Raw genomic sequence first — 17,552 nt, 5'->3', positions numbered from 1 at the left:
AGCCCGACACGTCCCTCGACAAGACGTATCGTGCCAGTTCAGAGCACCTTTCCTATGCCTTGACTCACCTCACCCACGAAGGATCGAGGCTAGACTCGCTCAGGTCAAGGCGGACCGCTCCGGAGCACACCGCCTGCGCTCGAAAAAGGGGCGCGCGGCGGGCCAGGAGCCTGGCCCGCACGGGACACATACGGACCGCACCACTCATCCGTCACTGTTTCCCTGGAGGCCCCCGTGCCCACCGTTTCTGCCCACGTCGCCCGCACCGTCGCCCGCCATGTCGACCACGTCTTCGGCGTGATGGGCAACGGCAACGCCTGGTTCCTCGACGCTCTCGAGCGCTCGACGACCGCGCGCTTCACCGCCGTCCGCCACGAGGCCGGCGGGGTCGTCGCCGCCGACGCCCACTTCCGCGCGTCGGGCCGCATCGCCGCGGCCACCGCCACCTACGGCGCGGGCTTCACCAACGCCCTCACCGCGCTCGCCGAGGCCGCGGCGGCCCGAGTCCCGCTGGTGCTCCTGGCAGGCGATGAACCGACGTCGGGCCCGCGCCCGTGGGACGTCGACCAGATCGCACTCGCGGCCGCCGTCGGCGCCCGGACCTATACCGTCGGCCGCGCCGACGCCGCGGCCACGAGCGTCATCGCCATCGAGCACTCCCTGACCTACCGGGTGCCCGTGGTGCTGGCCATCCCCTACGACGTCGCCGCGCTGGAGGCGGGCCCGATCCCCGACGCGCCGGAGCCCGCGCTCCCCGAGCCGATGGCCCCGGCGGGCCCGTTCGACGCCGCAGCCATCACCGACCTCGCCAAGCATCTCGCCACCGCCGACCGGCCGCTGCTGCTCGCCGGCCGCGGCGCCTGGCTCGCCGGCGCGGGCGGCGCGCTCGGCGACCTCGCGGAGGCGACGGGAGCCCTGACGGCGACCACAGCGCTGGGCCGCGGCGTCTTTCCCGACGACCGCTACGACCTCGGCGTCGCGGGCGGCTTCGGCGCCGAGCGGGCGATGGAGCTCGTGCGCGAGGCTGACGTCGCCGTCGTCGTCGGGGCATCGCTCAACCAGTTCACCATGCGGTTCGGTGACCTGTTCGCGCCGGGCACACGCGTGGTCCAGGTGGACACGGCGCCCGCCGCGACGCACCGGCACGTCGGCGGGTTCGTCCGCGGCGACGCAGCGCTCGTGACCCGCATCCTGATGGACGAGCTGCGCACCCTCGGCGCCAAGCCCTCCGGGTGGCGCGAGTCCGTGGACGTCGCAGGAGCCCGCCGCTACGAGACCGGCCCGGCGGACGGGATCGCGCCCGACGGGCGCCTCGACCCGCGCACCGTCGCGCACCGCCTCGCGAGCCTGCTGCCCGCCGACCGCGTCGTCGTGTCCGACGGCGGGCACTTCATCGGCTGGGCGAACATGTACTGGCCGGTCGCCTCCCCCGACCGCATGGTCATGGTCGGCACCGCCTACCAGTCCATCGGCCTCGGCTTCCCCAGCGTCGCCGGCGCTGCCGCGGCCCGCCCCGACGACGCCGTCGTGCTCACCACCGGCGACGGCGGCGGGCTCATGGCGCTGGCCGACCTCGAGACCGCCGTGCGCACCGCCGGCGGGCGCGGCATCGCCGTCGTGTGGAACGACGCCGCCTACGGCGCCGAGGTGCACGTGTACGGACGGCAGGGCATCACGAAGGAGCCGATGCTCATCCCCGAGACCGACTTCGCGGCGCTCGCGTCGGCGGTCGGCGCGGAGGGCGTTGTCGTCCGCTCACTGGCCGACCTGAACCGCCTGGCCCGCTGGGCGTCCGAGCCACAGACCGATCGTCGCTTCCTGCTGCTCGACTGCCGGGTCTCGGGGGACGTCGTCGCCCCGTACCAGGAGGAGATCCTGCGGGCGAACCGCCGCTGACCCCCTTCGGCCCGTCGTCGGCAGACGTCGGCGCCCGGTTGCGATCAGGTCCGGTCCCGATCAATATCGATCACGTCGCTCACCCTGCCGAGCGGCCGTCGAAACCGCGGAATACAGCCGGTTCTCCGTGCTGCGAGCGCCCGTCCCCCCGGGCGCTCATTGACGTTCCCGGCGGCGGGAACAACGATCTGCTCCAAGTACGCGAGTCCGTCACGCCGACCCTTCGAGGCACTCCGCCGACAGGTCGCCGTCGCACCCCGGCCTCTCGAAACAGACAAAGGAGTCACCGTGCGAAGCACCCCGCCTGCCCGCCGCGCCGTCACCATGACGGCTGGCGCCGCACTCACCGTCCTTGCTCTCACTGCCTGTGGGGCGTCCGACGGTGGTGAGCCCGCCGAGGACGGGCCCATCACCCTCACCGTCGCGACCTTCAACAACTTCGGGTACACCGACGAGCTCCTCGCGAGCTACACCGAGACGCACCCGGACATCACCGTGGAGCTGATCGACGCGGCCTCCGCCGAGGACGCGCGGACCAACCTGACCACCAAGCTGGCCGCCGGGGGCGCTGGTCTGGCCGACGTCGAGGCGATCGAGGTCGACTGGATCAGTGAGCTCGCGCAGTACCCGGACCTGTTCACCGACCTGGCCGACCCGGAGCTCGAGGGGCGTTGGATGGACTGGAAGGTGGCCCAGGCCACGACCCCGGACGGCAAGCTCATCGGCTACGGGACCGACATCGGTCCCGAGGCGGTCTGCTACCGCCAGGACCTCCTCGAGCACGCGGGCCTTCCATCGGAGCCCGACCAGGTCGCCGAGCTGCTCGGCGGCGACGACGCCACGTGGGACGAGTACTTCGCGGCCGGCGCGGACTTCGTCGAGAACTCGGACGCCGCCTGGTACGACTCCGGCGTGGCCACCTATCAGGGCCTGGTCAACCAGGTCGACCAGGCCTACGAGAACGAGGACGGAACGCCCAAGCCCCTCGCCACGAACACCGAGATCAAGGAGCTGTTCGACACGATCGTCGAGCAGGACCGCGCCGGGCTGTCGGCCGGGCTCGCGCAGTGGGGTGAGGACTGGGCGACCGGGTTCCAGAAGGACGCGTTCGCCACGATGCTGTGCCCGGCGTGGATGACCGGCTCCATCGAGTCGAACTCGGGCGGTGTCGACGGCTGGAACATCGCCGACGTGTTCCCCGGCGGGGGCGGCAACTGGGGTGGGTCGTTCCTGACCGTCCCGGCGTCGGGCTCGCACATCGAGGAGGCCACGGAGCTCGCGGCCTGGCTGACCGCACCCGAGCAGCAGACGGCCGCCTTCGAGGAGGCGGGCAACTTCCCGTCACAGGTCGAGGCGCAGCAGTCGGAAGAGGTCCAGTCGCACGTGAACGAGTTCATGAACGACGCCCCGGTGGGCGAGATCTTCTCGAACCGCGCCGAGGCGATCGAGAGCAACCCGTTCAAGGGACCGAACTACTTCGCGATCCACCAGACGGTCCAGCAGGGGCTCGAACGGGTCGAGACCGCGGACGCGGACCCCGAGCAGTCGTGGGAGAAGTCGATCGAGGCATTCGACGCCCTCGGCCTCGAATAGGTCGCGCAGTTCTCCCCGCCACGATCCCCAGAGGAAGACGACATGGCCGCACTCGACATGGCGGAGCCCGCGACGGGCCTCGCACCACCTGGGTCCCCGGCGCCCCGCAGGCTCGGCCTCTCGCAGAGGCTGGGCCGGTGGGACGTCAAGGTCTCCCCCTATCTCTACATCTCACCGTTCTTCGTCCTGTTCGGGCTGACCGGCCTCTTCCCGCTCGTGTACACGGCCGTGGTGTCGGTCTACGAGTGGAACCTGCTGGGCGGACAGGGCGAGTTCGTGGGCTGGCAGAACTACGCCGACGTGCTCGGCCAGCCGGTGTTCTGGAAGTCACTGGGCAACACGTTGTCGATCTTCCTGCTGTCGGCGGTGCCCCAGGTGATCATCGCGATCACGCTGGCGGCCCTGCTGGACCAGAACATCCGGCATGCCACGTTCTGGCGGATGGGCGTACTCGTGCCCTACGTGGTGGCGCCGATCGCGGTGTCGCTGATCTTCGGACGCCTGTTCGCGGACCAGTTCGGGCTGATCAACGAGCTCCTCGGCAGCATAGGAATCGCCCCGGTCGGCTGGCACCAGGACCGTCTGGCCAGCCATGTCGCTATCGCGACCATGGTGAACTACCGGTGGACCGGCTACAACGCCCTGATCTTCCTCGCAGCGATGCAGGCGGTCCCCCGTGACCTGTACGAGGCCGCGACGATCGACGGAGCGGGGCCGGTGCGCCAGTTCTTCTCCGTGACGGTGCCGCAGATCCGCTCGACGATCATGTTCGTGATCATCACCGCGAGCATCGGTGGCCTGCAGGTCTTCGACGAGCCGCTGCTGTTCGACGCCTCAGGTCTCGGCGGTGCGGACCGCCAGTGGATGACGACGGTGCTCTACATGTACGACGTCGCCTGGGGCAACCAGCGTGACTTCGGACGGGCGGCGGCCGTGGCGTGGATGCTGTTCGTGCTCATCCTCGCGATCGGGATCGGCAACTTCCTGCTCAGCCGGCGGATCGCGTCGTCGGCCCCGAGACCATCGAAGGTCAGCCGCTCCGTGACCCGCCGGATGCTCGCCGACGCGCGCTCCGCCGGCGGCACCCGGACGACCACCACGACGACCAAGAGCACGACGACCACCAGCACGACGGACGGGAGGACCTCATGAGCTCGGTCGCGGCCACCGCGCAGGGCGCCGGCGAGGGAGCCGCGCGGGCGGCCGCCCGCAGGCAGGAACGCAGGCAGGTACGCAAGCAGCAGTACAGCCCCGGTTCGATGGTGCGCCGGCCAGGCCGGCTCACGTACCTGATCCTGGCGGGCGTGCTCGTGGTCTCGGCGTTCCCGCTGTACTACACGCTGCTGCTCGGCTCATCGGACCAGGTATCGATCTCCCAGCGTGCGCTGCCGCAGCTGTTGCCGGACGCGAGCATCTTCGCGGGGTTCGCAGAGGTCATCTCCTCCAGCCAGATCAACTTCTGGCTCGCGCTGACGAACTCCACGATCATCGCCGTGGTGGTGTCCCTCGCGACCGTGCTGACCTCGACGTTGGCCGGGTTCTCGTTCTCGAAGCTGCGCTTCCGCGGGCGCAACGCGCTGCTGGTGTTCGTCATCGCGACCATGGCGGTCCCGACGCAGCTGGGCGTCATCCCGATGTACATCCTGATGTCGGAGCTGTCGTGGATCGGCAAGATCCAGGCGGTCATCGTCCCGGCGCTGGTCAGTGCGTTCGGTGTGTTCTGGATGACGCAGTACCTGGACTCGGCGCTGCCGTTCGAGCTCGTCGAGGCGGCCCGGGTCGACGGCGCCTCGATGATCCGCACCTTCTGGAGCATCGCCCTGCCGGCGGCCCTGCCGGCGGCGTCGATGCTCGGTCTGTTCGTCTTCGTGATGCAGTGGACCATGTTCTTCTGGCCCTCGATCGTCCTCGGGTCGCAGAATCCGACCCTGCCCATCGCCGTGCAGAACCTCACGGCGGGCTACCGCGACGACTACTCGCTGATCATGGCCGGCGCATTCCTCGTCACGCTGCCGCTCCTGGTCGTGTTCGCGGTCGTCGGCCGCCAGCTCGTGGCCGGCATCATGCAGGGAGCCGTCAAGGGCTGAGGCAGGCAGCGGTGATCGATTATGATCGGTTCGCTCGACACGACCTGCGACGTACGTCCGCCGTCCGGCACAGTGGCCGGTGTCCGGCGGTGCGTCCGACGGTGCTGTCAGACCTGGACGACACTGGACGACAGGAGCCCCGATGAACGCTGGTGAGCGAGAGCTGGTCGCACGACGGCGTGCGGCGATCCTGACGGATCTCGGTCTGCACGGCTCGGTGCGGGTGCAGGAGATCGCCGAACGGTTCGGCGTCTCGCTGGTCACCGCCCGGCGTGACGTCGCGGCCCTCGCCCGGCTGGGCAAGCTCCAGCGGGTGCACGGCGGCGGCGTGCTGATCCCCACCGACGCCGACGACGGCCACCGCCTCGGCGTGGTCGGCCTGGTCGTCCCGTCCGGGCACGGCTACTTCCAGGAGATCCTCGCCGGTGCCCGGCAGGGTGCGCGCGACTCGGGGGTCCGGCTGGTCCTCGCCACGTCCTACTACGACGAGACCGAGGAGGCCCGGATCGTCGAGCGCCTGCGTCGCGCCCGCGTCGACGCACTCCTGATCGCCACGGCACGTCCGACGGACGCGCGGATGCCCTCCTGGTACGGCACGATGGACAAGCCCGTAGTGCTCGTGGAACGGCAGTGCGACACCCAGACGATCGACTACGTCCGGTCCGAGCACGAGGCCGGCGTGGCGGTCGCGCTCGACCACCTCGCTCGGGAGGGCCACGAGCGGGTCGCCCTGGCGGTCCGCGCCTCCACCCCGACGTCGATCCGCCTGGTCGACGGGTTCGAGAGCGCCATCGCCGCGCGCGAGCGCCTGCAGGCCCCGTTCCCGCCGGTGCGGTTCGTCGTGGAGGAGCAGGACCTGTCGCGGCGCAACGCGGCACTCGAGTCGATCATCGACGAGTGCCTGGCCACGGGCACCACCGCGCTCATCGTCCACTCCGACGACGACGCCGTCGCGCTCCTCGGCCTCGCCCTCGAACGCGGCACCCGGGTACCGGAGGACCTGTCGATCGTCGCCTACGACGACGTCCTGGCGGCTCTCGGCTCCGTCCCGCTCACCGCGGTGGCGCCACCCAAGCACGACGTGGGGCGCCTCGCCGTCTCCATCGCGGCGCAGCGCATCGTGGCGGGCCGGCGTCCGGCGACCCAGCGGGTCCGGCTCGTGCCGCGCCTCGTGCCCCGGCGCTCGACCGCGCCGCCGTCCCGCTGAGCCCACCGTGGTGAGCGGTCTTGATCGGTTTTCCGGGGGTACGGTCAGCGATCGCGCGGACGGCGCGATGATCGTCGCGACGACCCCGACGACGAGGATGGCCATGTCGCGACCAACACCGTGGACGATCTCCTTCGCCATGCGCCCCGACCTGAGACCGCTGCTGTTCGACGACGCCGCCCTGCGGCGGCTCGCGTCGCTCGCGGAGGTCCGCACCGAGGTCATCACCGACCTCGCGGTCCCGGCGGCACGTGAGCTGCTGCGCACCACCGATGTGCTGATCACCGGCTGGGGCTGTCCCCTGATCACCCCGGGTGCCTCGACGACCGGCCGCCTCGAGGCCGTCGTCCACGCCGCCGGGACCGTGAAGAACCATCTCTCCGACGAGTTCTGGGCCTCGGGCATCGCGGTGAGCTCGGCGGCGGACGCCAACGCCACACCGGTGGCCGAGTACACCGTCGCCCAGGTCCTGCTGGCGAACAAGCGGATGGACCAGCTGCGGGCCGCCTATCGCGCGGAGCGCGCCGGCGGCGACTGGCCCACCCGGTTCGCCGGCTCCGGGAACTACCGCCGGACGATCGGGGTCGTCGGCGCGTCCCGGATCGGCCGGCGGGTCCTGAGCCACCTGGCCGCCTTCGACCTCGACCTGCTGCTCCACGACCCGCACGTCGACGGCCGGACCGCCCGGGAGCTCGGCGCGCGCCTGGTCGACCTCGACGAGATCTTCCGCGCGTCCGACGTCGTGACGCTCCATGCGCCCGACCTGCCAGAGACCCGGCACCTGGCCGACGCGCGCCGGATCGCGCTGATGCGACCGGACGCGGTGCTGGTCAACACGGCGCGCGGCAGGCTCGTCGACACGGCCGCGCTCACCGACGCCGTCGTGTCGGGCCGGGTGCGCGCGGTGCTCGACGTCACCGAGCCGGAGGTGCTGCCGCCGAGCTCACCGCTGTACGACCACCCCGGGGTCGTCCTCACACCGCACGTCGCCGGCTCGGTCGGCGGAGAGCTCCGGCGCCTCGGCGACGCGGCGGTGGACGAGGTCGAGTCCTGGGTCCGCACCGGGACGTTCCGTACGCCCGTGAGCCCCGAGACGCTCGCCATCACGGCGTGAGGTCTCATCGCCGCCGCGGCTCACCCTGAGCGCGGCCGAGAAAAGTAGGAGAGAGAGGACAACGTGGTCCGAACACAATGGCGCACCGTCGCGCCGCTTCTCGTGGTCCTGCTGTCCGCCGGGTCTGTGCCCGCGGCAGGAGCAGCCACACCCGAGCCGGAGGAGATCCTGCTCAACGGCACGTTCGACACGGGCAGCAAGCCGTGGTGGACCAACGCCGGGATGACGCCGGACGTGTCGACCGGTGAGCTGTGCGTCGACGTGCCCGACGTCGCCGACCCGTGGGGTGCGATCGTCGGGCAGAACGACCTCGCGTTCGCGCCAGGGACCGAGTACACGCTCACCTTCACGGCACGGGCGGACCGTGCGGTCACGATCCGGCCGGTCGTGCAGCCGACCGACGGCTCCGCCGGCGGCGCCTACCTCGCCAAGGGCCGGACGATCGGGACGGCGGCCACGACCACGACCTACACGTTCGTCACGCCCGACCAGGAGCTCCCGGTCAACAACACCGTGCAGTTCCAGCTCGGCGGCGGCGGCGCGTACACGCTCTGCCTCGACGACGTCAGCCTGACCGGCGCTCCGTACGAGTACGTGCCGGAGACCGGGCCGGCCGTCAAGGTCAACCAGGTCGGCTACCTGCCGAGAGGCCCGAAGGGAGCGACGGTGGTCACCGCGGCGACGACGCCGCAGCGGTGGAGCCTGCGGTCGGACACCGGAAAGGTGCTCAAGCGCGGCATGACGAAGCCGCGCGGGACCGACCCGTCGTCGGGCGAGCCGGTGCACACCATCAATTTCTCCCACTACACCAAGCGGGCGTCGCAGGTGCGCCTGGTCGTGGGCGACCTGGTGAGCCATCCGTTCGACATCGACGCGGACATCTACCAGGACCTGCGGACGGACGCGATGCGGTTCTTCTACACGAACCGCTCGGGCGTGGCCATCGACGGGGCCGTCGCCGGACCGGAGTACGCGCGCCCGGCGGGTCACGTGGGCGTGGCACCGAACCAGGGCGACAACGCCGTGCCCTGCCAGGAGCCGACGCCGTGGATGAACGGCTGGACCTGCGACTACACGCTCGACGTCACGGGAGGCTGGTACGACGCGGGCGACCACGGCAAGTACGTGGTCAACGGCGGGATCGCTACCCACCAGCTGCTGTCCGCCTACGAGCGCACGCTGCACGCGGACGTCGTCGACGAAGGAGCCCTCGCGGACTCGACGCTGCACGTGCCCGAGCGGGACAACGGGGTGCCCGACATCCTCGACGAGGCCCGCTGGAACCTCGAGTTCATGCTCAAGATGCAGGTGCCCGAGGGCGAGCCCCTCGCGGGCATGGCGCACCACAAGGTGCACGACGTGGCATGGACGGGGCTGCCCCTGCTCCCCTCGGCCGACCCGAAGGCGCGCGCCCTGCACCGGCCGTCCACCGCCGCGACGCTCAACCTCGCCGCGGTCGCCGCGACGGGGGCGCGGTTGTGGCGCGAGATCGACCCCGCGTTCGCCGACGACCTGCTGCGTGCCTCCACCACGGCGTACGAGGCGGCCGAGCGGCACCCCGACCTCTTCGCACCGCGCGCGGACGGCGAGTCCGGTGGCGGCCCGTACGCCGACGCCGACGTCCAGGACGAGTTCTACTGGGCCGCCGCGGAGCTGTACCTCACGACGGGCGCCGCGGCGTACGAGCGCGACGTGACCGGCAGCCCGCTGCACCGGGCCGACGTGTTCTCCCCCGACGGCTTCTACTGGGGTTCGGTGGCCGCGCTGGCCCGCCTGGACCTGGCCACCGTGCCGTCCCGGCTGCCCGACCGCCGTCAGGTGCGCCGGTCGGTCATCAAGGGCGCCGACGAGCTCGTCGCGCTCCAGGAGCGCGAGGCCTTCGGGCAGACCTACACGCCGACCGACGGCCGCTACGCGTGGGGGTCCAACAGCTCGATGCTCAACAACCAGGTGGTGATCGCCACCGCGTTCGACCTCACGGGCCGGCGCGTCTACGCGCGGTCGGTGCTGGAGGGCCTCGACTACCTCCTGGGGCGCAACGTCCTCGGCATGTCGTACGTCACGGGGTACGGCACCGTCGACGCGCACAACCAGCACAGCCGCTGGTACGCCCACAGCCTCGACCCGGAGCTGCCGAACCCGCCTCGCGGGACGGTCTCCGGCGGACCCAACTCCAGCATCCAGGACCCGGTCTCCGGAGCGTGGCTCGAGGGCTGCCTGCCCCAGTGGTGCTACGTCGACGACATCCGCGCGTGGGCGGTGAACGAGATCACGATCAACTGGAACTCGTCGCTCGCGTGGGTCGCCTCCTTCACCGCCGACCTGGGTGACGGGTCGACCGCCCGGCGGACGGGGTGGGACGGGCACCGCTGACGCGGGCGGCCGGGCCGGGCCGGGACAAGCTCCCGGCCCGGCCCGCTCAGCCCTTCGACCCCGTCGTCGCGATCCCCTGCACGAAGTACCGCTGGCCCGCGAAGAACAGCAGGATCATCGGCACGGTGGTGATCACCGACGCCGTCACGACCACCTCCCACTGCGACTCGCCGCCCGGACCGAACTGGTCGATCAGCGCCTTGAGCCCGCGCGGCACCGTGAACGTGGCCGCGTCCTGCAGGTACACCAGCGGGCGCAGCAGGTCGGTCCAGGACGCCTGTGCCTCGAAGAGGAAGGTCAGCACGAGCGCCGGCCGGCACAGCGGCACCGCGACCAGCCAGAACAGCTTCCACTCGCTCGCGCCGTCGATCCGGGCCGCCTCGAAGGGCTCGCGCGGGAGGCTGAGGAAGAACTGCCGCAGGAGGAACACGTAGAACGCGCTGGCGAACAGGTTGCCCGCCCACAGCGGCACGGTGGTGCCCACGAACCCCAGCCGGTGCCAGATGAGATAGGTGGGGATGAGCGTGACGGCGCCTGGCAGCATCATCGTCGCCAGCACCACCCCGAACAGCGGCCCCCGCCCCCGGAACCGGTAGTGGGCGAACCCCCACGCGACCAGCGCGCTGGAGACCGTCACCGCGGTGGCCGCGAGCGCCGTCACGACCAGCGTGTTGCCCAGCCAGAGGGCCAGGGGCGCGGACTGCCAGACGGTGAGGTAGTTCTCGAACGTCGGGTTCTGGGGCACCAGGCGGTTGTCGAAGATCTCGGCCCGCGGCTTGAACGACGCCGACAGGAGCCAGATCAGCGGGTAGACGAAGACGATGGTGAGGACGACCAGGGCGGTGACGACCACTGCCCGGACCCAGCGCCGGCGGCGGACCGGGTCGCTCATCGCTGCTCCCCCTCGTAGTAGACGAGCTTGCGGGACACGAGCAGCTGGACGGCGGTGACCAGCATGATGACGACGAACAGCAGCCATGCCAGCGCGGAGGCGTAGCCCATGTGGAGCTCGGCGAAGCCCTCGCGGAACAGGTAGATCACGTAGAAGAGCGCCGCGTCGTTGGAGTAGGTGGAGTTCCCGGCGCCGAAGTAGGCCGAGTACGCCTCGGTGAACATCTGGAACGCGGCGATGGTGTTGACCACGGTCACGAAGAACAGGGCGCCGCTGATCATGGGGATGGTCACGGTCCGGGTGCGGCGCCACCAGCCGGCGCCGTCGACGCGCGCGGCGTCGTACAGCTCGACGGGCACGTCCTGGAGCGCGGCCAGCAGGATCACGACGGCGGCGCCCACCGACCAGAGGCTCACCAGTGCGAGGCCCGGCTTGATCCAGTCAGGGTCGGTGGTCCAGCTGGGCCCGTCGATGCCGATGGCGCCGAGCGCCTCGTTGACGAGGCCGTACTCGCCGTTGAACAGGAGGAGCAGCAGCACGCCGACGGCGACGGGCGGCGTCATCTTGGGTACGAAGAACGCGGTGCGGAAGAATCCGGATGCCCGGCCGGCCTGGTGCAGCAGCAGGGCGAGGGCGAGGGCGATCAGCACGTACAGGGGCACCTGCAGCAGCGTGTACTGGAGGGTGTTCCAGAGCGCGAGGCGCACCTGCGGGTCGTCGACCATGCGTTCGTAGTTGTCCAGGCCGACGAACGACGGGTCGGTCAGCACGTCGTAGTCGGTCAGGGAGAGGTAGCCGCTGTAGAAGATGGGCCAGGCCGTGAAGACCAGGAAGCCGAGGATCCAGGGGCTGATGAAGGCCAGGCCCGCGGTGCGCTCGCGGCGGGCGCGGGCGCTGGGACGTGCGGTCGTCACTGCTGTTCGTCCCACGTAGCCCACGCCTCGTCGAGGGCGGACTGTGCCTCTTCCTGCGCCTGGGCCAGCGCGGCGGCGGGCTCCTGCTGGCCGTTGAGGACGCGGTTGACGGCGTCCTGCCAGGCGGTCTCGAACTCGGCGCCGGCGGGGTTGGCCGGGAGTGTGAAGGTGTGGTCGTTGGCCGCGTACATCGCGTCGATGGCGTCGTCCCACGGCGCGGGCGGGTCGGCGGGCACGAGCGTCTCGCGGATCTGGGCGTCCGCCTCCTCGTTGCCGGTCAGGACGCCGGTGAACACGAGGCCGTCGGCCTCCCGCGCGTCCGCCCGGGCCTGTGCCGCCTCGGTCCAGGCCTCGGTCTCGGTCATCCGGGCGGCGTAGGCGCAGGCGGCGGCCGGATCCTCGGCCCCGACCGGGATCGCCCAGGCGGAGCCGGTCGCGAAGGCGTGCACGCCGCCGTCGGGTCCCTTGACCGGGCCGAACGCCAGCGGGGCGTCCGGGGAGCTCTCGTTCAGCACGTTGACGTACCACTGCTCCATCGCCATGGTGCCGAGCTGCCCGGTGGCGAACTGGTTGCCCGCGCCGAAGAAGTCCGCCGAGTCGCGGTACGTCTTCACCGCGGGGAAGCCGCCCTGGGCGTCGTAGACGGCGACGGCCTGTTCGAGCGCCTCCACCACAGCGGAGTCGTCCAGCTGCGCGGTGCGGCCGTCGTCGGACAGGAGGTCGGCGCCGTGGCCCTTGGCCCACAGCGGCAGGAACTCCGGCAGCTTGGAGTCGACGCCGATGACGGACAGCTTGCCGCCGTCACGGCGCATCATGGCCTCGGCCGCGGCCAGGACGGCGTCCGGGTCGGACCCGTCGACGTCGGCAAGGCTCAGTCCGGCGTCCGCGAGCAGGTCGGCGTTGGCCATGGTGATCTGGACCATGTTGAACTCGGGGATGCCGTAGAGCTCGTCCCCGAAGGTCACCTCGGCCAGCGCGGGGTCGACGAACGCGGCGGTGTCGATCCCCTGCTCCTCGACGCAGGCCGACAGCGGAAGGATCGCGCCGCGCGAGGCGAAGGTGCCGATCTGGTCGCGCTCGGCGTAGACGAGGTCGGGCGGGTTGCCCGCGGCCGCGGCCGACAGGAACGCCTGCGGGTCGAGCGCGCCCTCGGACAGCTTGACCTCGGTGCCGAGCGCCTCGGTCGCACGCTCGTGACGCACCTCGCCTATCTCGTCGCCCGTGCCGAACCCCATCACCTGGAGCGTGCCGCCGGACGACGGCGACGCCCCGAAGTCGACGTCGGCCCCCGCGCCGTCCTCCGCGCCGATCCCGGTGGCGCAGCCCGTGGTGCCGAGCACGGCGAGCAGCGCCGCTGCCGCGAGCGGGCCGACGGCGCGCGGCGGGCGCTGGCGGTGCGGGCGCGGTGCGGACATGTCGGCCTCCTCCGTGCGGGCTGCCGGCTGCGCTCGACGGGCCGGCCTCGGGTTCATCGTGTGCCGGTGCTGCCGCACTCGCACGAGAAACGGTTCTCGGTCGGCGCCTCACGACGCCGGCGCGGCCGCGGGCGGCTGCGCGGGCGGGATGTTCTGGTTCAGGTGGAAGACGTTGTCCGGGTCGTAGACGGCCTTGACGGCGGCGAGCCTGGCCAGCTTCTCGGGCGGGTAGGCCCGCCGCACGCCGTCCGCGCCGTCGTCGGCGAGCACGTTGACGTAGACCCCGCTGGCGAAAGGCTCCAGCCGGGCGGCGCTCGCCCGGGCGGCGGCGATCCGCGCCGCGTCCTGGGACGGGTCGGTCCAGCTGGTGGCCGCGACGTACTCGAACCGGGCGTCCCGCTGGCTGAACGCGGCCTCCTGGCCCGGCACGTCGGCGATGGCGCCCCCGTAGGCCTGGAGCCCGGCCCGCACGCCCGGGTCGGTGGCGAGCAGCCCCTCGATCGCGCCGAGCGACAGCTCGCGGAAGTAGTGGCCCTTCCAGTAGCGGCGCACCGCGTGGCCGCGCGCGCTGTCGTCGCGGGTCTGGAGGTCCAGGTAGGACAGCTCCTCGACCCGGCGGGCCACCGGCGCGCCCAGCGCCTCGAGCTCCGCCGCGTGCGCCCGTCCGGCACCGGGGTCGCCCACCCACACGAGGCCGAGCGTCACCACGCCGTCGTGCACGCCCGCGGTGTACGTCGCCGCTCGCGGGGCGCTCGCGCTCAGGTCGCGCCACCGGACGACGGCGGGCACCGCGTCGGCGACGGGGAAGTCGAGCTCGACGCTGAGCGCGCGGGTACCGACGTCGTGCAGCCGGAACTCGAACTCGGTCACGATGCCGAAGTTGCCGCCCCCGCCGCGCAGCGCCCAGAACAGTTCGGGCCGCTCGTCGGCCGCCGCGCGGACGACCTCACCACCCGCCGTCACCACCTCGTACGCGACGACGTTGTCGCACGACAGCCCGTGCTGCCGGGCCAGCCAGCCCATCCCGCCACCCAGGGTGAGGCCGCCGACGCCGGTGTGCGACACGTTGCCCGCCGTCGTGGCCAGGCCGTGCGGTTGCGTCGCCGCGTCGAGCGCACCCAGCAGGGCACCGCCCTGCACCCACGCACGCCTGCCCACCGGGTCGACCCGGACGGCGCCCATCGGCGTGAGGTCGATCATCAGCCCGCCGTCGGGAACACCGTGCCCGACGACGCTGTGGCCCCCGCACCGCACCCCGACCTCCAGGCCCTCCCGCCGGGCCAGCGCCAGCGCCGCCACCACGTCGCCGACCCCTCGGCAGCGCACCACCAGGGTCGGCCGGTGGTCCACCATCGCGTTCCACACGGTGCGCGCCGCGTCGAACCCGCTATCGCCCGGGTGCAGGATGTCCGGCTCTGCCACCGCGGAGTCCTCGATGGTGTGCATGCGCGCGCTCCTCCTGGATCAGGGCCGCCTCGAACGGGGCCCGGTCCAGGACAGACCGCCGTCGGCGCGCGGACTCATCGCCGTTCGGCGCACGTCGAAAGGCGTTGCCGCGGCGCGCGGCGCTTGGGAGCATGGCGGTGTGACCGCGCCGACCATCGACGAGAGTCCGAGCCCTCCCCTGCGCCTGCGCCCGCCACGGCATGCCGTGGACCCCCGCGCCGTCAGATGGTGGTCGCTGCAGCTCTGGCTGTTGACGGCGGTCCCCGTCGTCCCCCTCGGCGTCCTTGGCCTGCTGATCGCCCCCGCCCGCCTGTGGCTGCTCGGGCCCGCCGTGGTCCTGGCGGTCGTCGGGGCGCTCGCCGCCCTCACCCTGCCCAGGCTGTGGTTCCGACACCACCGCTGGGAGGTCACCGACGACGCCGTCTACACCCGCACCGGCTGGTTCTTCCAGGAGTGGCGGGTCGCTCCCCTGTCCAGGATCCAGACCGTCGACACCGGGCGAGGCCCCCTGGAGCAGCGCTTCGGACTGGCGACGCTCACGGTGACCACGGCGTCCGCCAGGGGCGCCGTGAAGGTGGAGGGACTCGACGCCGAGACGGCCGCCGCGCTCGCCGCCGATCTCACGGCCGCCACGCAGGCCACGCCAGAGGACGCGACCTGAGCGCCGACGGCGCCGCATGGGAGCGGCTGGACCGCCGGGCCTTCCTCGCGGGCGCGCTCTACACCGCCGGTCCCGCCGCCGGGGCCGCGCTCGTCACGGGGTACTGGCTGGCCGTGGGCACCTCGGTCGGTGCGGCGCTGGCCTGGGTGCTGCCGGGGTTCGTGGTGGTCGTCGCCGCCGGCGCGGCGTCAGGCGAGTGGATGTGGCGTGTGACCAGCTACCACGTCGGCCCGGAACGGTTCCACGTCAACACCGGCGTCATCTTCCGCAAGCGCCTCGCCCTGCGCAGGGAGCGGATCCGTTCGGTGGACCTCACCGCCGACCCCGTACTGCGCGTGCTCGGCGTGGTGACCGTGCGAGTGGGCACCGGTGAGCACGCCGGGGCCGAGGGCACCGTCACCCTGTGGCCGCTGCGCCGTGCCTCCGCCGACGCGCTGCGCGCCACCCTGCTGGCGCATGCCGCGCGCCAGGACGATGCAGACGCCGGCGACGGGTCGCTGGCCCGGTTCGACCTCCGGTGGATCCGGTTCGCCCCGCTGTCCTTCCTCACCCCGGCGCTGGGCGCAGCGGCTGCCGGCGGCACGCTCCAGGTGGCCGAGTGGTTCGGGCTGCAGGTCCGCGTGATCGACACGGTCGGGTCGTGGTTCGGCCTCGCGCCGGTGCTGCTCGTCGCCCTCGCGCTCGCCGTGGGGCTGCTCCTCGTCGGGGGCGTGGCGACGGTGGCCCTCTGGGTCGAGTCCTGGTGGAACCACACGCTGAACCGCCAGGCCGACGGCACGCTGCAGGTGCGGCGCGGGCTGCTGACGACCCGGTCGATCTCGCTCGAGGAGTCCCGGCTGCGCGGGGTGGAGCTCGTCGAACCGCTCGCCGCCCGTCTGGCCGGCGGAGCACGGGTCGACGCCGTCGCCACCGGCCTCGCGACGAGCGAGGAGGACAAGACCGACAGCCGGACCCTCCTGCCGGTGGCGCCGAAGGACGTGGCCGAGCGGGTGGCGGCCGGTGTGCTCCGCGAGCCGTCCAACCCGCCGACGGCGGCGCAGCTCACGCCGCACCCGCCCGCCGCCCGTGGTCGACGGCTGCGCTGGGCGTTCGGCACGGTGCTCGCCACCGAGGCGGTCCTGGTGGTGCTCGGCCTCCTGCTCACCCCGGTGCTGCTGCACGTGGCCTGGATCAGCTCGCTGGTGCTCGTCCCAGTGGCTGTGCTGCTCGCGCTCGATGCCTACCGCGCCCTCGGCCACACGCTCACCGGCGGCTACCTGGTCGCCCGCAGCGGCACGGTCCGCCGAGCGACGGTGGCGCTGCAACGGCGGGCCGTCGTGGGCTGGACCGTGCGGCAGTCGGTGCTGCAGCGCCGGGCCGGGCTGATCACCGTCGTCGCGACGACCGCCGCGGGACCGGGCGCGTACGCCGTTCGCGACGCCGCGCAGCAGGACGGCCTCGCCCTCGCCGACGCCGCCGTCCCCGGCCTGCTGCGCCCGTTCCTTGTCGGCACGGACGTCGACCCGGCCAGGGCGGACGACGGCCTGGAGGTCGCGCCGCCCCGCTGACCGGTGCGGTCAGACGCCGATCTTGCCCCGCACCACAGCGACGGCCTTGCCTACGTTCACGCTCCACCCGACGCCGAACACGCGGGGTCCGACGACGTGCTCGGCGGTAGGGTCCCACAGCCGTTCCCTGGCGCGCTCCAGAGTCGGGACGCGCAGCTCGTACGGGACGACCGACGCGATCTTGCCGTGCCAGCTGCGCTCTGCCTTCGGCGTGCGCAGCTCCTTCACGACCGCAGCGGCCATCAGCGCGATCGCGACCAGCGTGAGCAGCTTCTTCAGGCCCCCGCCGCCGTGCGCCGCCTTCTCGGCATGGTCGGTGTGCTTCGTGCGCGCCATCGTGGTGCCTCCCGTGCTCTCGATATGACCCCTGCGCGACCCATCCTGAGGCATGTTCCCGCCACTGGCCC

At 72.2% G+C, this 17,552-nt stretch carries 14 protein-coding genes; 9 read left to right on the top strand and 5 right to left on the bottom strand.

Going from position 1 to position 17,552, the window contains the following annotated elements; all coding sequences use genetic code 11:
- The first annotated feature begins 234 nt into the window (after positions 1-234).
- The 7 genes from AB0F40_RS21540 to AB0F40_RS21510 all read left to right on the top strand — a co-directional run bounded on the left by AB0F40_RS21540 (position 235) and on the right by AB0F40_RS21510 (position 10,270).
- The gene (locus tag AB0F40_RS21540; protein WP_357472351.1) at positions 235-1,896 is read left to right on the top strand and encodes a thiamine pyrophosphate-binding protein; all 1,662 of its coding nucleotides are present in this window, start codon (positions 235-237) and stop codon (positions 1,894-1,896) included.
- Between the two features lie 288 nt (positions 1,897-2,184).
- A complete protein-coding gene (locus AB0F40_RS21535; protein WP_357472348.1) occupies positions 2,185-3,489 on the top strand; it encodes an ABC transporter substrate-binding protein in 1,305 nt (434 codons plus the stop codon).
- Positions 3,490-3,531: 42 nt separating this feature from the next.
- Positions 3,532-4,641: a sugar ABC transporter permease gene (locus AB0F40_RS21530; RefSeq protein ID WP_357472345.1), complete on the top strand. Its 1,110-nt coding sequence runs from the start codon at positions 3,532-3,534 to the stop codon at positions 4,639-4,641.
- The gene (locus AB0F40_RS21525; RefSeq protein ID WP_357472342.1) at positions 4,638-5,576 is read left to right on the top strand and encodes a carbohydrate ABC transporter permease; all 939 of its coding nucleotides are present in this window, start codon (positions 4,638-4,640) and stop codon (positions 5,574-5,576) included. The genes AB0F40_RS21530 and AB0F40_RS21525 overlap by 4 nt, the downstream gene beginning before the upstream one ends.
- A gap of 142 nt (positions 5,577-5,718) precedes the next feature.
- The gene (locus AB0F40_RS21520) at positions 5,719-6,783 is read left to right on the top strand and encodes a substrate-binding domain-containing protein (RefSeq protein WP_357472339.1); all 1,065 of its coding nucleotides are present in this window, start codon (positions 5,719-5,721) and stop codon (positions 6,781-6,783) included.
- 103 nt (positions 6,784-6,886) lie between these two features.
- On the top strand, positions 6,887-7,897 hold the full coding sequence (locus AB0F40_RS21515; protein WP_357472336.1) for a hydroxyacid dehydrogenase: 1,011 nt from the start codon (positions 6,887-6,889) through the stop codon (positions 7,895-7,897).
- Positions 7,898-7,960: 63 nt separating this feature from the next.
- Positions 7,961-10,270, top strand: coding sequence for a glycoside hydrolase family 9 protein (locus tag AB0F40_RS21510; protein WP_357472333.1), 2,310 nt, complete (start codon positions 7,961-7,963; stop codon positions 10,268-10,270).
- Between the two features lie 46 nt (positions 10,271-10,316).
- Here the strand turns inward: AB0F40_RS21510 and AB0F40_RS21505 are convergent, their stop codons facing one another.
- The 4 genes from AB0F40_RS21505 to AB0F40_RS21490 form a co-directional block, all read right to left on the bottom strand.
- Positions 10,317-11,162, bottom strand: a complete 846-nt coding sequence (locus tag AB0F40_RS21505) for a carbohydrate ABC transporter permease (protein WP_357472331.1) — start codon at positions 11,160-11,162, stop codon at positions 10,317-10,319.
- A complete protein-coding gene (locus tag AB0F40_RS21500; RefSeq protein WP_357472328.1) occupies positions 11,159-12,076 on the bottom strand; it encodes a sugar ABC transporter permease in 918 nt (305 codons plus the stop codon). The genes AB0F40_RS21505 and AB0F40_RS21500 overlap by 4 nt, the downstream gene beginning before the upstream one ends.
- Positions 12,073-13,491: an ABC transporter substrate-binding protein gene (locus AB0F40_RS21495; RefSeq protein WP_357472325.1), complete on the bottom strand. Its 1,419-nt coding sequence runs from the start codon at positions 13,489-13,491 to the stop codon at positions 12,073-12,075. The genes AB0F40_RS21500 and AB0F40_RS21495 overlap by 4 nt, the downstream gene beginning before the upstream one ends.
- A 108-nt stretch (positions 13,492-13,599) precedes the next feature.
- Complete coding sequence (locus AB0F40_RS21490; protein ID WP_357472322.1) at positions 13,600-14,937, bottom strand: FAD-binding oxidoreductase; 1,338 nt, start codon at positions 14,935-14,937, stop codon at positions 13,600-13,602.
- A 139-nt stretch (positions 14,938-15,076) separates the two neighbouring features.
- Here AB0F40_RS21490 and AB0F40_RS21485 point away from each other — a divergent pair, with 139 nt between their 5' ends.
- Complete coding sequence (locus AB0F40_RS21485; RefSeq protein ID WP_357472319.1) at positions 15,077-15,598, top strand: PH domain-containing protein; 522 nt, start codon at positions 15,077-15,079, stop codon at positions 15,596-15,598.
- A gap of 113 nt (positions 15,599-15,711) precedes the next feature.
- The gene (locus AB0F40_RS21480; protein WP_357472315.1) at positions 15,712-17,145 is read left to right on the top strand and encodes a PH domain-containing protein; all 1,434 of its coding nucleotides are present in this window, start codon (positions 15,712-15,714) and stop codon (positions 17,143-17,145) included.
- A gap of 9 nt (positions 17,146-17,154) precedes the next feature.
- Here the strand turns inward: AB0F40_RS21480 and AB0F40_RS21475 are convergent, their stop codons facing one another.
- Positions 17,155-17,481 carry a hypothetical protein gene (locus AB0F40_RS21475; protein WP_357472312.1) on the bottom strand — a complete coding sequence of 109 codons (327 nt, stop codon included), beginning with the start codon at positions 17,479-17,481 and terminating at the stop codon, positions 17,155-17,157.
- Between the last annotated feature and the right edge of the window lie 71 nt (positions 17,482-17,552).

Source organism: Promicromonospora sp. NPDC023987, assembly GCF_040639055.1.
Taxonomy (GTDB): Bacteria; Actinomycetota; Actinomycetes; order Actinomycetales; family Cellulomonadaceae; genus Promicromonospora.
This window is presented reverse-complemented; position numbering and strand designations above follow the sequence as displayed.

What these genes read in the sequence shown, in the direction of transcription:
- AB0F40_RS21490 (WP_357472322.1), bottom strand. Translation starts at nt 14,937, where the DNA reads ATGCACACCATCGAGGACTCCGCGGTGGCAGAGCCGGACATCCTGCAC.
- AB0F40_RS21495 (WP_357472325.1), bottom strand. Translation starts at nt 13,491, where the DNA reads ATGTCCGCACCGCGCCCGCACCGCCAGCGCCCGCCGCGCGCCGTCGGC.
- AB0F40_RS21525 (WP_357472342.1), top strand. Translation starts at nt 4,638, where the DNA reads ATGAGCTCGGTCGCGGCCACCGCGCAGGGCGCCGGCGAGGGAGCCGCG.
- AB0F40_RS21505 (WP_357472331.1), bottom strand. Translation starts at nt 11,162, where the DNA reads ATGAGCGACCCGGTCCGCCGCCGGCGCTGGGTCCGGGCAGTGGTCGTC.
- AB0F40_RS21530 (WP_357472345.1), top strand. Translation starts at nt 3,532, where the DNA reads ATGGCCGCACTCGACATGGCGGAGCCCGCGACGGGCCTCGCACCACCT.
- AB0F40_RS21515 (WP_357472336.1), top strand. Translation starts at nt 6,887, where the DNA reads ATGTCGCGACCAACACCGTGGACGATCTCCTTCGCCATGCGCCCCGAC.
- AB0F40_RS21475 (WP_357472312.1), bottom strand. Translation starts at nt 17,481, where the DNA reads ATGGCGCGCACGAAGCACACCGACCATGCCGAGAAGGCGGCGCACGGC.
- AB0F40_RS21520 (WP_357472339.1), top strand. Translation starts at nt 5,719, where the DNA reads ATGAACGCTGGTGAGCGAGAGCTGGTCGCACGACGGCGTGCGGCGATC.